Genomic DNA, 14,833 nt, shown 5'->3' on the forward strand with positions numbered 1-14,833 from the left:
TGAGCGCGGCCCACCAGTAGTTTATTTGAGATACCCACAACTTGCTACGCCAGCGCCTCGGATACGCGCTTCGCAAATCATGGATATCTCAAATAAACTCGACGACCGTAGCTGACACACAGCCCTCGTAAACTCAGACTGTGGACAGCTACTACATCTCAGTTCACCTCACCAAATTCACTTTGACGCACTTCAGAAGACGCCAGCCGAATAGAGGGCTGGCTAGATGCCTGCGGCAGCACGGCAAAGGGAGGACTCTTGACGCAGGCTATCGCCTGCTTTGGAGGTGGTCACAGACCACCTCAAGGGTTCCTCCCGCCTCCATACATTCCCGCAGGCTACGCCAGCAGGAATGCGTCGGCGGTCGGTGCTGCGCCATCATGACGCGAAGCGTCACGATGACTTGCAAAGGGAAGTCCGACGGCAGCACGACATGGATGCGCGGAGTGTCGTACATGGGTGCGCAAATTCCGCAAAGTTGTTACCCCGCACCTTAAAAGTATTACTTAAAGTAAAAAATGTTTACGTCATCACATATACTGTACGTCAACTTATTTTGCTTTGAGTATTCGCGGAGTTTTATTGGACTCTTTCATGTGATTGAGGGTATTCTCTATATGCCAGCCATGTACCGCGCTCCGCGCAGTACAGGCAGGCCAGGGGGTAAACCCCCATGGACCCCCAAGAAAAAAGGAAGCCACCGCCATGACCGACGAACTCCCGGACTTTGATCCGCTCGCCTTTCTGCCAGACGATGGCGAAGACGAAGAATACGACGACTTGCTGTGTGAGGATGGCTTTCCCGACGAGCCGCCAGCTGATTTGGGCAATTTCGGCAGCAGCGCCCGTCGCGAACAAAAACTGGCCGAAGCCTACGACGACACGTGGGCAGACCCGACCGCTCTCGAGCTTCGCGCCGTCATACTCCACGAACTGATTCGGCTTTTCACGAATGCGGCAGAAGCCTGCTTCGGCACAATTTTGGCGGAAGCCGCCAAAGATAGCCCATGCGATCCCGCGAACATGACGGCTGTTCGTGAAGCTGCCCGCGCAGGCATCCGTGAATGCAGCCGGGCAGCTTCACGAGTGCAAGCCGATGACGCTTACTTCGCGCGGGCAGATGCAGAGCAGGCCCGTCGGTTGCGCGGCATCCACGCGCGTCACTACCCGCGCTCCCCGAGATATTGGGAGGAAGGAGCTAATGTCTGAAAAACGTCAACTAACTCAAATGATGCACATCCGCACCACGCCGGGAGTTTACAATCTACTCGCTCAAATGGCCGCAAAGGAAGGCATTTCGCTGCCATCGCTGTGTCGCAAAATGTGGAATCAAGCTATTTTCGAAGCGTACGGCAAGCCGCTGTCCCCGGTCATCGTGCCCGCCACTCGCCGAGAAACCGCCCCAGAAGACGTGCAACAACTTCGTGGCCTTAGGGCCGACCTCGCCCGCCTCACGGGTGCCCTCGTTCAAGCGGCAATCAGGTGCCGTGAAACCGATGCACACGCCTTGCATTCCGCTGTCGAAGCCGCAATCAACGACAACAAACAGATCGGTTGCGACATCGACCAAGTTCTCAGGCGGCTGGCATGATAACGGGCGGGCGGTCAGGTGCTGGCGGGCGAGCTTTAGCGGCACACGTTGCCAATGCCGAGACGAACGAAGTCGTTCGCCCGGGTGAAAGTCGTGGCCTGTTTTCCGACGACATCAAAGAACAGGTTCTTGAAGTCTCGCAGCTCGCCAACTCCGCCGGACATAAAAGACCCGTTTATCATGTGCACCTGAATTGGCCTGAAGACCAGCACATGACTGAAGGTATGCGGGCCGATTTCTGGCATCGGTTCGAAACCGAGTTTGGCCTCGAAAACGCGCCTTTCGCCAGCCAAATCCACGTCAAAAATGGCCGCGAGCATGAACACCGTCAGTACAGCCTACTGCGTGATGACGGTCATCTCGTGAGCATGAAACAGGATTTTGCCCGCCGCGAAAAGTTGTGCAGGAGCTTCGAATTTGACCATGGACACGAGTTGGTCAAAGGCAAGCACAACAAGGCTGTAATCGCTGCTCTTCGGGCCGATGGTCGCCCGGATGTGGCCGACGCGATGGCGGACCTTGCGAAAGGCCCACCCGGCCAGTCAAACCTATCTCCGCGCCAGCGACAGCAAATGGAAAGAACCGGTATTGACCCCCGTCAGGTTGGCCTTGCTGCACTGGCCGCGTTCAAGGCCAGTGACAGCCCAAGGGCTTTCCAGGCTGCACTTGCCGACAAAGGTTTGATATTGGCGGAGGGAGACCGGGGCGCGGTTCTGGTCGATGCGTCCGGGTCAACTCACTCGCTGACACGGTCAATTGGCACCGCGTCAAAGTCAGAGGATGGTGTTCGCATCCGCGCCGCCGAGGTTCACGCTCGGGTTGACGGCCTTGATTTGCCGACCGTTGAACAGGTGCGGGCCGACTTGAATGCAGCCGACGCACCCGGTCAACCGCAGGCCGACCAGCAGCCGGACCAAGGCAGGATTATCGGCCTCGGTGGTGGCGGGCCAAGTTTGGAAGGCCGACAGCTTCAGGCCGGTGTTGTGACCGCCGAAGATGCCACCGACCGTATGCAGCAAATCGCATCCGGGCTTGAGCAGCAGGTGAAAGCCGGTGCGGAGCAAGATCAAAAAATTGCCGCCGCCACCAAAAAGAAAATCAGTCAAGCGCAGGAAATTGCCGATGCAACAGCCAGAACAATCGAACAAACCCGCCGTCAGCGAATGGAATCTGAACTTGTTCAAAAGCCTCGTTCAGAAGGCCACGCAAAACCAGAAGCCGTCCGAAATCAGTCTCCACTCAGCCGCATTGAACAGCGAGCAGCTCCTGCCGTTGCTGGAACTTTTGGAAACGCCAGACGGCAGCGGGGACAAGCTCCAAGCCATCCTAGACGGGGTGGAATCCATCATGGCCAGTCAGACAACGATCCTCGAACGTCTAGACGTTCAGGACCGGATTTTGCGCGCAATCTTGCAGCGGACAGGGCAATCAACAAGCAGCTAAACAGTCCCCGTTTTTCCGGTTCTTTCGACCGCATTAAAGCCGCTCAAAACCGGCTTGATGCTGCAATCAACAAGCAACCTCAACCTGTTCGTAAACCGCCCACAATCACACCGGCTGGCAAGATATTTCAGGATGAACTTGCCCGTCTGAAAGACCCATCACGGGCCGTTCTTTCAACTGCCCGACAGGGCTACAACCTCAAGCAAATCGCCCACGGCCTGCACACGGTCTGGCAAGGCATGCCACAGGCCGACCGCGAGCAGATGGTGAAAGACACCATCAAAAAGGCGTTGGAACGCCTCAAGGCCGAACGTGAAGCCCGCGAACGGCTTGAACGCCTGCAACCCGGCACAAAACCGGGCAGAAGCCCCAGCCCCACAATCAGGAGATAACAGATGTCATATCTACCAGCCCCAAACACCGCACTCGACGGCATCATCAAGTGGGCCCGCGACCAACTTGGACGCCATCCGACAGAAGGCGAAATAACCGTTGTCCGGGTAGCGATGGAAATGCAACGCCGTCGCCAGGAGGACAGGCAGGAGCGTCGTCAGCAGGCAGCAGAAGCCGCCGCCGTCCGTCGTCGTCAAAATGACGAACAGGAAGAAGACGACTTCAAAAAGAGGATGGCAAAGGAAATCGATGACCTATGGGTTTGGGCTATTTGCATCATCCTGCTCAGCCCCTTTGCCCGCGAATGGCAGGCGCTGGCACAGGGCTCAAAAGCCTGCTTTTCGAAGACCGACCCGCACCAGATCATTCGGTCAGGACTAACTTTCAAGGCTCAAGAAACCGATGTTTTCTTTGAGACAGCCCCAGAACAACGTCACCGTGCTCTACTGGCATACATCGCGTCGAAAATGCCGAAACTGGCCTCCGGCTTGCCAGTAAATCCGCCGCATTACGGTGTGGATAAAGAGCCGGGCTTTTATGACATTGCGGCACACGGCTGGGAAATCAGGACGGACCTTCACCCGTACCACCTTGCCCTTATCAATGCGCAAAGACCCGAGCGAATCAAGGCCATCTTTCAAGAAGTTGCTGCGGTTTCACCCTTTGATTCCGGTGTGCTGATGGACAAAATTGCACGCGAAGGCGAACTTGCAATTCCGGCTATAAGGGACTGGCCTTCTGCATTCGCCTTCACTCCAGGCGAGCCCCCGATGGCATTGCTGCCTGAGCCGCCGAAGCCGGACTTGGACGACCTTCTGAACGATACAGAAGGCCTTGATTTGGACGGTGACACCCCGGAGTTCCAGCCATGAGCAATGTCCCTTTGATTTTCGATAACGCCATCAAGATTCAACATGGGTCCGCACGCAGCATACGGCTTTCGGACCTGCCCGAGCAGGTTGCAGCTAAGCTCGACCCGGATGCACCGCAGATCTTCGCTCCGCGGTCACTACCTGTCATAGTCCGTGAAATTGCACGACTTTCAAATCGGATAGTTCCGACAACCGAAGTCTACATCGCACCAAATCTCAGGCGTTACGGTGGCTTCGCGTTCGTCGAGCGCAACATGATTGTGCTCGAGGCCCCGAAGGGCTTTTGCGACCCCACATTCAATGCGTGGGGATTAGCTCACACCGTCGAGAAGCTCTTTCACGAAGTCTGGCATATCTGCTCAAAGCAGCTATCACCGGAGCTTTACAAGACGTGTGCGGACATGGTGAAGGATGGCATGCCGTTGGGAGACCCGTCCTACTGGGACACCCCCGAAGAAAGGCTTGCGCGGTGCTTTCAGCACTGGGCCATGAGCCACTGGATGGGCTGGCAAAGTGTGACGGACGACCCCCGAACCCATCAAACGCCAAGCGCGGTTTTTGCTGCGATTTATAGCGGCTACTTTGCTCAGGTAGTGGCTGGCAAAGAAGGGCGGGCGGCGTAAAAAAGGGCCGCTCGAAAGCGACCCCTTTTAATATAAATCCTTACAGCCGGTGTATCCGACTGCATTTATACTGTACCCGGTTCGACCTTCTTTGGTCTACCTCTACCCCGTCTTTTCGACTGATTGTCGTTCTGCCCGAAAATCAGGCCGTCAAGCCACGCTTCAAACGAACTGCGTTCGTAAACAACGCGACCACAAATGACGGCTGAGGGTGGAGCAGGAGGAAGACCGGGCAGTCTCTTGTCGCCTTTTTGTGCGACACGAGCGAGAAAATCGGCGGAGACGGGGTAGAGAGCTGCGACTTCGCGACGCGTCAGGTATCGCGTCAGGTATTTGTTTTCAGACATAGATACACGTTCCCTAGTACAAAAAAGTTGCACTACGGCGCGCCTCACGAATCTTGTATCGCATCACCTTTTGTAAAAGTCAACAACGTATCCCAACACATCTCAAAACCATCAAAAACCTTGTGACAATTTGGGACACTGACATCGACAATTTGGGACAAAACACCCCACCCCATCCCAATGCACCCCAATAAATCTCAACATTAAGTCATTGATTTTTGTCAACATTTTGGAAAAGCCGTTTCTTTTCAATGCCCCCTATTCGGTCTTGAAAACCGGCGTGCCTTTACGGGTACCCAGGGTTCGAATCCCTGTCTCTCCGCCAGCTCCCTTATTATTAGCCGAATTTTGAACCGCGCTAAGACAAGTGTTTGTCATCGCGTTTATTCGCACGCATGAGTCGGTTCAGTTCAATCACACGATTAAGCCAGATAAAATCACACGCCTTTTACTAATGTTTGGGGTGCTTAAGTTCTCTTGTAACCGGGGTACATGATGCCAACCTGATAAAACAGGGTGGAGCGTATCAGCGGAGAAAACCTGATGTCACTGAATATTGGCAGCCGTATTCTTTTGGCAGCGGCACTGATTGTTGTGACCACATTTGTGGCATTCATTCTGTATTTCGACCTTCAACAAAGATCTGCAATTCAGGATTCACTTCAATCCAAGCTGATTGAAACGGGTTCTCTGGCAACAACCGGGATCGCAAATTGGATTGAGGGCCGAAAGTTGCTGGTAGAGAGCCTTGGGCAAAACATTGCCCGGAAGAATGACAGTGACAGTGTGAAGGATCTGGTCAGCCGCCCTGCCCTCGCCAATACATTCATGTTCTCGTATTTTGGCAGTGCATCTGGAGAAATGCTGATGTTTCCACCGGACGAACTGCCTGCCGATTACGATCCACGTAAACGACCATGGTATTCGGACGCAGTAACTGCAGGTGGCAGTACGCTTACCGAACCTTATACGGATGCCTCAACAGGAAAGCTGATTGTGACAGCGACTACACCGGTTTCTTCTGATGGGAAAATCGTTGGCGTCGTAGGGGGAGATATTGACATCACCACCTTGGGGGAACTGGTGCGGAGCGTTGATCTAGGTGGGATCGGGTACGGATTTCTGGTTAACGACCAGGGAACTATCCTGATCCATCCTGATACCGATTTAACCCTCAAACCAATTGCAGAAGCCTTTCCGGAGAGTACCCCGACTGTTCAGGAAGGCATGGATGACGTCCTGAATGGAAGTGGTGATCAAATTTTCACTTTCTTCAAGGTTGAAGGTCTGCCCGCCGTAAGCTGGTACCTTGGCTTTGCCATCGACCGTGACCTTGCTTACCTGTCACTGACAAACTTCCGGAAGACATCCGTTATCACAGCCATTATCGCGGTCCTTGCCATAATGGGACTTCTGGGGATTTTGGTACGTCAATGGGTATCGAGACCCGTTCTGAGCATGACAGATGCCATGACACGCCTTGCAAGTGGTGATCGCAGCGTAGAAGTACCGGGTACCGAACTCAAGGATGAAATCGGTTCAATGGCTGCTGCTGTTGTTGTATTCAAGGACAATGCTATCGAAATGGAACGCCTCGCCAAAGAGAACGAGGCCGCCACAAAACGGCTGGCGGAGGAACGCAGACGCGCACTCAACCAAATGGCAGACAATTTCGAGAAAAATGTCCTTTCGATCGTTGAAACTGTCGCATATGCGTCCGGGCAGACCCAGCATGTAGCCAAACAGCTGACAGCAAGTGCCGAAGAATCCAATGCGCGGGCAGCTGCCGTTTCCAAAGCCGCAGCCGAGACGACTGAAAGCGTTCAGACCGTCGCATCCGCCACCGAGGAATTATCTGCCGCCATCAGGGAAATCGCAGCGCAAGTTACGCAATCCATCCAGGTTGCAAGCATGGCGGTTGAAGGCGTGAATAACACCAGCCAGACCGTCACGGAGCTTGCCGATGCAGCAGAACGGATTGGAAAGGTTGTCGGCTTAATTCAGGATATTGCTGGGCAGACAAACCTCTTGGCTCTGAACGCCACCATCGAAGCTGCGCGCGCCGGAGATGCAGGCAAAGGATTTGCCGTGGTAGCAGGCGAAGTGAAATCCCTTGCCAATCAGACAGACAAGGCAACCGGCGACATTCAGACACAGGTCGATGGCATTCAATCTTCGTCTACCCGCTCCGTAACGGAAATCAGCGATATCACCACAACAATCGAACGGATTAACAAGTTCTGCAATGCGATAGCAGCCGCTGTCGAGCAACAGGGAGCTGCAACGCAGGAAATTGCGGATAGCGTGCAACGCGCCGCTTCGGGAACACAGGATGTGTCCCGGAATGTATCAGCCGTTTCCGATGCTTCGACCATGGTCAGCGACGAAGCCCGCGCTCTTTTGCAGTCGTCAAATGAAATGCAGGCTTTGGCCGGAAAGCTTCGCGAGGAAGTGATTGGCTTCCTCAAAACAGTTCGCGACAATTGAGCCGTAGCAATCATCCGGACCCGCGTCGTACGTTGATCACGGTGCGGGCCTTTTGATTGCCCTCTGGTTGCCGCAAAAATGGTCGAAAACTAAAATGCCACGTTCAGGTGCAAAAATTTGCGGCAAAACCAAGTGTGATTCGGCTCTCTCGGAAATGCTGGGAATTTTTATTGCGTAAAAACACTTAGGACAGCAGTATATTTGCTAAGGTTTCCCAACCCCGGCCAAATATAATGCGGAGAGGGCCGTTTTCTTCATATAACTGCAAAAAATCAGTAGAATTACGGTGCCCAGACAGGCAATTATTCAGGGGAAGAATGTGATTCGGATTGTCCAAAGGGGTGAAGCATCGATCTGGTGCGGATCGGGCAGGCCCGAAACAACAAGAACTTTCAACAGGGGACTCTTTATCTCGATATGAGCACAAACATACCCGCCCTAAAGGTCGAAGGGATGTTCAAAAGCTTTGGGGAGCATGAAGTCCTCAAAGGTATTGATCTGACCGCGAATACCGGTGACGTTATTTCGATCATCGGTTCATCCGGTTCTGGCAAAAGTACCTTTTTGCGCTGCATCAACCTTCTTGAAACACCGAATTCCGGCACCGTGCATGTTCATGGCGAGCTGATCAAGATGCGCGGCCTGAAAGATGGAAGTCAGGAACCGGCCGACAAAAAACAGCTCCAACGCATTCGCACCAAACTGGCCATGGTCTTTCAAAGCTTCAATCTTTGGAGCCACCTGACCATTCTGGAAAATGTAATCGAAGCGCCGGTGCATGTTCTTGGCATTCCCAAAAAAGAAGCAATAGAACGTGCTGATGCACTGCTTCACAAAGTAGGGATGCATGAACGCCGCGACTATTATCCCGGCCATATTTCCGGCGGACAGCAACAACGCGCTGCCATTGCCCGTGCTTTGGCGATAGAGCCCGAAGTTCTGCTGTTTGACGAACCGACATCGGCTCTTGACCCCGAATTGGTTGGCGAGGTTCTGCACGTTATGACGGGCCTTGCCGAAGAAGGCCGAACCATGCTCGTTGTAACCCACGAGATGGGATTTGCCAAAGGCGTATCAAGCCACGTTATGTATCTTCATCAGGGACTGGTCGAAGAGTTTGGTGCCCCGAAAGAAGTTTTCGAAAATCCAAAATCAGAACGTATGAAGCAATTCCTTCAGCGTGATTTCTGATCTGGAAGGGCTGGTTCCGCGAAAGAACCGACCGACAAGGACAGTGTCGATACGGCCTGTTCTCAACAACAAGGGAGACTATGAATGAAAAACTGGATCAAGGTTGCGACCGCAGCAGCCGTGGGTGTCGCACTGAGTGCATCGGCAGCAAGTGCAGCCTGGGAAAAGGTCGTTATTGCGACCGAAGGTGCATACCCTCCGTTCAACTATGTCGACAAGGATGGCAAACTGCAGGGGTTTGACGTCGATTTCGCGGTAAAACTTTGTGAGACGGCTGGTATCGAATGTGAAATCGTAGCCCAGGACTGGGACGGGATCATTCCGGGTCTGCTGGCAAAAAAATATGATGCGATTATCGCCCAGATGTCGATCACCGAAGAGCGTAAACGCTCCATCGACTTCACCAATTACTACAGCACCACGCCGGCGGTATTCGTTGGTAAGGAAGGAATGTCTGTGGAGGCATGGAAAGATGGCGCGGTTGTTGAAGACGCGCTTGACGGTCTCGTGATCGGCGTTCAGCGCTCGACCACTCACTCTGCTTTCCTCGAAGACAATTTCCCGAACGCTGAAATTCGTATGTATGACACGCAGGACAACGCTCTGCTTGATCTTACGGCTGGCCGCATTGATGCAACACTGGCCGATTCCGGTGTTCTCGTTGAATGGGTCAAGTCCGATGAGGGCAAAGGCTATGCTTTCGTGTCGGAAACTTTTGCGCCTAAAGAATTCTTTGGCGAAGGTGCCGGGATCGGCATTCGCAAAGAAGATCAGGACCTGAAAGAAATCCTGAACAAGGCACTGGCCGAAATGCTTGCCAATGGTTCGTATCAGGAAATAAACAAAAAGTACTTCGAAGAAATCAACCTGCACCCGAATTGATCGGAAGGCAGTTTAGGGCGGCACCAGCGTGCCGCCCTTCCCTTATTGCCCGACGTTGATGTGGCATGAAGGTTTGCAGGAGATACCATGTTTGATTTATACGGCCGCGGTTGGCAGATGCTTGAAGGTGGGCTTGTGACAGTCCAGCTTTGCCTGACCGTGCTGCCATTCATGATTATTCTGGGTTTGCTGGGCGCTTCGGCAAAATTGTCGCGTTACCGGAGCTTGAGGATAATCGGGGAAAGCTACACCGTTATTATCCGCGGTATTCCCGAACTTTTGGTTATTTTATTGATCTATTTTGGCGGCACGATTGCCGTGCAGAACCTTGCCGAGCTTATTGGCGGTGAAGCTGTTCGTGTTGATATCCCGGCATTCTGGTCGGGCGTGGCGGCACTTGCTCTTGTTCAGGGTGCATTCGCCTCCGAAGTGTTTCGCGCAGCCATGCAATCCATTCCGGTTGGCCAGATTGAAGCCGCAACGGCGTGCGGCATGACACCAGCGCAAATATTCCTTCGAATCAAGTTACCGCAACTCTGGCGGTTCGCCCTGCCCGGTCTGAATAACCTGTTTCAGGTTCTGATCAAGGATACGGCCCTGATTTCAGTCGTCGGTGTCGAGGAAATCCTGCGAAAAGCGGCGGTTGGTGCGGGGACAGAAAAAGCGCCATTCACGTTCTATCTGGTTGCAATGGCGATGTTCCTGGCTTTTACCACTGTATCGCTGTTCGTTTTCAGCCGACTTGAAAAGCGGGCTTCCCGTGGCATTGCGAGGGCGTAAACGATGTTTGAAGATCTGATATACGTCCTGACCAAATATGATACCTGGCTGTGGCAGGGGTTCCTTCTGACACTGCAGTTATTGGCAGTTTCTGTCGTATTTGGCACCCTAATTGCCATCCCGCTTGCCGTGGCCCGTGTTTCAAAGCTGGTTTGGGTTCAAGCCCTGCCCTTTGCGTTTATCTATGTGTTTCGCGGTACACCGCTGATCGCGCAGCTGTTCATGATGTATTATGGCTGCGGGCAGCTGATCGCCAGCATTGATGGTATTCAGGATCACTGGTCCTGGACGTATCTGCGTGATCCTTACTGGTACTGTCTGTTGACGTTTGTTCTTAACACGGCGGCTTATATGGCCGAGATCATGCGTGGCGGCATCCAGAACGTTCCGAATGGCGAGATTGAGGCGGCGCGCGCGTGCGGAATGGCCCCCGCCACCATTTATCGCCGGATCATCTTCCCGCGTATGTGGCAGATTATCTGGCCCGCCTACACCAACGATGTAATTTTCACGCTTAAGGCAACGTCACTGGCGTCAACGGTGACAATGATGGAACTAACCGGAGCCGCGCGCAAAATTGTTGCTCGCACTGCATTGCCATATGAAGCCTTTATTTCGGCCGGTGTGATCTACCTGATAATTGTTTACGTTCTCACCTTTGGCTTCAAGGGGATCGAGAAGCACCTTCGCCGAAACGAAAACCGGAAAGAAAACAAATCCGTTCCGGCCAAAGCTGGCGGACATATTTGATCCAGCCTTTTGTGCCTGCCCCCGAGCGAAGATAAGCATCGCTCGGGGACACGCGTCCCAGCCAGCCATGCAACCCAGTAGTTTGCAAGTGCTGTTGATAATGCCACCACCAAATCCCACAGGAATATCATGCAACAAGAACGCATTGAATTGATTCGCCCTCAAATGGGTACTGCCCGCGCGCTTACCGTCCGTCGCTATGGCAAAGTCGGGCAAGGACCAAAAGCTTATCTGCAGGCAGCCCTTCATGCCGACGAGCTCCCTGGTGTAATCGCCCTGCACCATTTGGAAATGCTCCTGAAAGCTGCCGAAGAAAGCGGCCAGATCAACGGTGAAATCGTGGTTGTACCGTTCGCCAATCCGATCGGTTTCACCCAGTATGTTGATATGAAACCGCTCGGGCGTTTTGAAATGCGCACCGGACAGAACTTCAACCGTCACTATCCCGACCTGTGTAAGGAACTGATTGCGGCTGTTGATGGTAAGCTTGGTCAGGATCCGGATGCCAATGTTGAATGTGCGCGTGTCGAACTTCGTCGCTTGATCAAGGAACACCGCAGCAATGCAGGGCCCTTGACCGATCTTGAGGATTTACGTCTGACACTGGCGGAACTGGCAATTGATGCGGACTATGTTCTTGACCTGCATTGCGACTGGGAAGCCGCCATGCATCTTTATACCAGCGATTCCAGCTGGCCGGATGCAGCAGATCTGTCGGCTCAAATCGGTGCAGAAGCCTGCCTGATTGCCGAAGAAAGCGGCGCCAACCCGTTCGACGAAGCTTTCAGCCGCCCCTGGGTCGAATTGCGCCGCGTTTATGGCGACAAGTTTCCGATCCCGATGGCAACACTTTCAACCACAATCGAATTGCGCGGTGAACAGGACGTTTATGATCACCTTGCCAGTCAGGATGCAAAGAACCTGTTTGCATTCCTGCAACGTCGTGGCGTTATCGCAGGTGATCCCGGCCCCCTACCCCAGGCAAAATGCACGGCCACACCGCTTGCAGGTGTTGATCGCGTAACGGCAACCCATGGCGGGATGATCGTGTTTTCCGTCGATGCCGGTGTCCATGTAAAAGCAGGTCAGGAACTGGGCTATGTTCTTGATTGCGAAACAGGTGACAAAACACCGTTTTCCAGCCGTACAGACGGTTTCATGTACGCACGTGTCGGTGGGCGTCTTGTGGTCCCCGGCGGTTTGCTTTGCTCTGTCGCAGGGCCCGAAGCATTGCCTGGTCGCGAAGGGCTTCTTTTGACCGCACGTTGACCTTCTTTATGGGACGCGATAGCAAGAGTTCGGTATAATCCTTGCCGAATTCAACACTTCGCGTCCCACGCGTTTTAAGGATATCGACATGTTCGACCCGAATTCTGTTTCAGAAGTCATTGCCGCCGCCAAAGCAGCAGCAAGAAGCGATGCGGAAACCGCGCGACTGGCCATTTCCGTTCTTGATCTGACCAGCCTGAATGACGATGACACGGTCGAAAAGATCGAAGTACTGTGTGACCGCGCACAAAGCCCGGCAGGGAATACCGCCGCTGTTTGTGTGTATGCGCCATTTATCGAAACCGCATGGCGGGCGCTGGGCCAAAGCGGTGTTAAAACTGCTACTGTTGTCAATTTCCCGGACGGTGGCACCAATGCGCAGCGCGTGGGCGACGAAACAGCAGACGCCGTTGCCAAGGGTGCGGACGAGGTTGATCTGGTTTTGCCTTACAAGGCTTTTATAGCCGGGGATATCCAGACTGTCGTTGATGTTATTGAAGCAACCCGCATGGCTTGCGGTCCGATGACCACGATGAAGGTCATTCTTGAAAGCGGCGAATTTGACGATCTTTCCAAGGTCTATGATGCCGCCCGCCTTGCGATCAAACATGGTGCGAATTTCGTCAAAACCTCGACCGGGAAAGTGCCAGTTGGCGCGACGCCCGAGGCGGCGGTAGCAATGATTTCGGCCATTCGCGATGCCCGGGAGGAAGATGGTCTTGCTTGTGGCTTCAAGGCATCTGGCGGCGTCAAAACGGCTGATGACGCAGCATTGTTTCTTGCAATTGCGGATGAAATAATGGGTGAAGGCTGGGCAGAGCCAAGCACGTTCCGTTTCGGTGCCAGCGGGGTTTTGACAGCCTTGTTGGAAACTTGTGGTATTGATCAGTCTGTTGCGCCAAAGACGACTGGCAACTACTGAGAATTATGACTATCTGCCAATCAATCCAAATGGCAGACACAGCTGAAGGAAGACGGAATGGCCCGCGCCATAATCATTGTTGCAGACAGTTTCGGTATCGGCGCAGCCCCAGATGCAGCCAAGTTTGGTGATCAGGGCTCAGACACCTTGGGTCACATTGCAGAAAACTGTGCTAATGGTCTGGCAGACAATGATATTCGCAAGGGAGAACTGAATATTCCCAACATGACCGCGTTAGGTCTTGGCGAAGCCGCCAGGGATGCAACCGGTCGTGTCCCACCGGGACTTGAACATGGTGGCGCGATGATTGGCGCCTATGGCCATGCCCAGGAACTGTCACGCGGTAAGGATACGCCAAGCGGCCATTGGGAAATTGCGGGTGTGCCCGTTGATTTTGATTGGGGCTATTTCCCGCTTGAAGTGCCGACCTTCCCCAGAGAATTGACCGATACGCTGATCAAGCAGGCAAAGTTGCCCGGTATTCTTGGCAATTGTCATGCATCTGGTACAACAATCATTGCCGAACTCGGGGAAGAACACATCAAAACCGGCATGCCGATTTGCTATACTTCGGCCGATAGCGTGTTTCAGATTGCCGCCCACGAAGAGCATTTTGGTCTGGATCGGTTGTACAAGGTTTGCGAGATCGCCTTTAAACTGGTTGAACCATATAATATTGGCCGTGTCATCGCCCGCCCGTTTGTCGGCAGCAGTCCGGCTGATTTCAAGCGAACGGCAAATCGTCGCGATATAGCGATCCCGCCTCATAGACCGACCCTACTGGATAAGTTTAGCGAGGCTGGCGGCACGGTCATCTCGGTGGGCAAAATTGCCGATATCTATGCGCAGCGCGGCATTTCAAAGAAGGTAAAGGCATCGGGTAATATGGCCCTTTTTGATGCCATGATGACTGAAATTGATCAGGCGCCTGATAACAGCATCGTTTTCACCAATCTTGTCGATTTTGATATGGAGTTTGGTCATCGTCGCGATGTGCCGGGTTATGCCAATGCCCTTGAAGAGTTCGATGCCCGCATTCCCGAACTGCGCGCGATTTTAAAGCCGGGCGACCTTGTCATCATCACCGCGGATCATGGCTGCGATCCAACTTGGCGCGGCAATGACCACACACGCGAATTCGTGCCGATTCTGGCATTCGGTCCAGCCATTCAACCCGGGCCGATTGGCATGCGTGACAGTTTTGCCGATATTGGCCAAACCGTTGCGGATCACCTTGGCATCGCGCCGCTGGCCGCGGGTACTTCGTTCCTGAATGGATAAAA

Annotated in this window: 13 protein-coding genes; all 13 read left to right on the forward strand. The window is 53.6% G+C overall.

The genetic code is table 11. The features are described 5' to 3' along the window. The first annotated feature begins 705 nt into the window (after positions 1 to 705). Positions 706 to 1,209, forward strand: coding sequence for a hypothetical protein (locus BC440_RS10050; protein WP_071240025.1), 504 nt, complete (start codon positions 706 to 708; stop codon positions 1,207 to 1,209). Beyond that, positions 1,202 to 1,591: a hypothetical protein gene (locus BC440_RS10055; protein ID WP_071240026.1), complete on the forward strand. Its 390-nt coding sequence runs from the start codon at positions 1,202 to 1,204 to the stop codon at positions 1,589 to 1,591. The genes BC440_RS10050 and BC440_RS10055 overlap by 8 nt, the downstream gene beginning before the upstream one ends. Further along, on the forward strand, positions 1,588 to 3,426 hold the full coding sequence (locus BC440_RS10060) for a hypothetical protein (RefSeq protein WP_071240027.1): 1,839 nt from the start codon (positions 1,588 to 1,590) through the stop codon (positions 3,424 to 3,426). Before BC440_RS10055 ends, BC440_RS10060 begins: the two co-directional genes overlap by 4 nt. A gap of 3 nt (positions 3,427 to 3,429) precedes the next feature. Further along, positions 3,430 to 4,299, forward strand: coding sequence for a hypothetical protein (locus BC440_RS10065; RefSeq protein ID WP_071240028.1), 870 nt, complete (start codon positions 3,430 to 3,432; stop codon positions 4,297 to 4,299). Next, the gene (locus BC440_RS10070) at positions 4,296 to 4,922 is read left to right on the forward strand and encodes a hypothetical protein (RefSeq protein WP_071240029.1); all 627 of its coding nucleotides are present in this window, start codon (positions 4,296 to 4,298) and stop codon (positions 4,920 to 4,922) included. Before BC440_RS10065 ends, BC440_RS10070 begins: the two co-directional genes overlap by 4 nt. A gap of 890 nt (positions 4,923 to 5,812) precedes the next feature. Beyond that, the gene (locus tag BC440_RS10075) at positions 5,813 to 7,756 is read left to right on the forward strand and encodes a methyl-accepting chemotaxis protein (protein ID WP_071240030.1); all 1,944 of its coding nucleotides are present in this window, start codon (positions 5,813 to 5,815) and stop codon (positions 7,754 to 7,756) included. Positions 7,757 to 8,185: 429 nt separating this feature from the next. Next, positions 8,186 to 8,947: an ATP-binding cassette domain-containing protein gene (locus BC440_RS10080; RefSeq protein WP_348769614.1), complete on the forward strand. Its 762-nt coding sequence runs from the start codon at positions 8,186 to 8,188 to the stop codon at positions 8,945 to 8,947. 84 nt (positions 8,948 to 9,031) lie between these two features. Next, complete coding sequence (locus BC440_RS10085) at positions 9,032 to 9,829, forward strand: lysine/arginine/ornithine ABC transporter substrate-binding protein (protein WP_062948861.1); 798 nt, start codon at positions 9,032 to 9,034, stop codon at positions 9,827 to 9,829. An 87-nt stretch (positions 9,830 to 9,916) separates the two neighbouring features. Beyond that, entirely contained in the window at positions 9,917 to 10,609 is a 693-nt protein-coding gene (locus tag BC440_RS10090) for an ABC transporter permease (protein WP_071240032.1), read from the forward strand. Positions 10,610 to 10,612: 3 nt separating this feature from the next. Further along, on the forward strand, positions 10,613 to 11,359 hold the full coding sequence (locus BC440_RS10095) for an ABC transporter permease subunit (RefSeq protein WP_071240033.1): 747 nt from the start codon (positions 10,613 to 10,615) through the stop codon (positions 11,357 to 11,359). A gap of 165 nt (positions 11,360 to 11,524) precedes the next feature. Continuing rightward, on the forward strand, positions 11,525 to 12,628 hold the full coding sequence (locus BC440_RS10100; RefSeq protein ID WP_247643557.1) for a succinylglutamate desuccinylase/aspartoacylase family protein: 1,104 nt from the start codon (positions 11,525 to 11,527) through the stop codon (positions 12,626 to 12,628). An 88-nt stretch (positions 12,629 to 12,716) separates the two neighbouring features. Next, complete coding sequence (gene deoC / locus BC440_RS10105; RefSeq protein WP_071240035.1) at positions 12,717 to 13,550, forward strand: deoxyribose-phosphate aldolase; 834 nt, start codon at positions 12,717 to 12,719, stop codon at positions 13,548 to 13,550. Positions 13,551 to 13,607: 57 nt separating this feature from the next. Then, a complete protein-coding gene (locus BC440_RS10110; protein WP_071240036.1) occupies positions 13,608 to 14,831 on the forward strand; it encodes a phosphopentomutase in 1,224 nt (407 codons plus the stop codon). Positions 14,832 to 14,833 lie beyond the last annotated feature (2 nt).

It is taken from the genome of Thalassospira sp. MIT1004 (genome assembly GCF_001858545.1).
In the GTDB taxonomy this organism is placed as follows: Bacteria; Pseudomonadota; Alphaproteobacteria; order Rhodospirillales; family Thalassospiraceae; genus Thalassospira; species Thalassospira xiamenensis.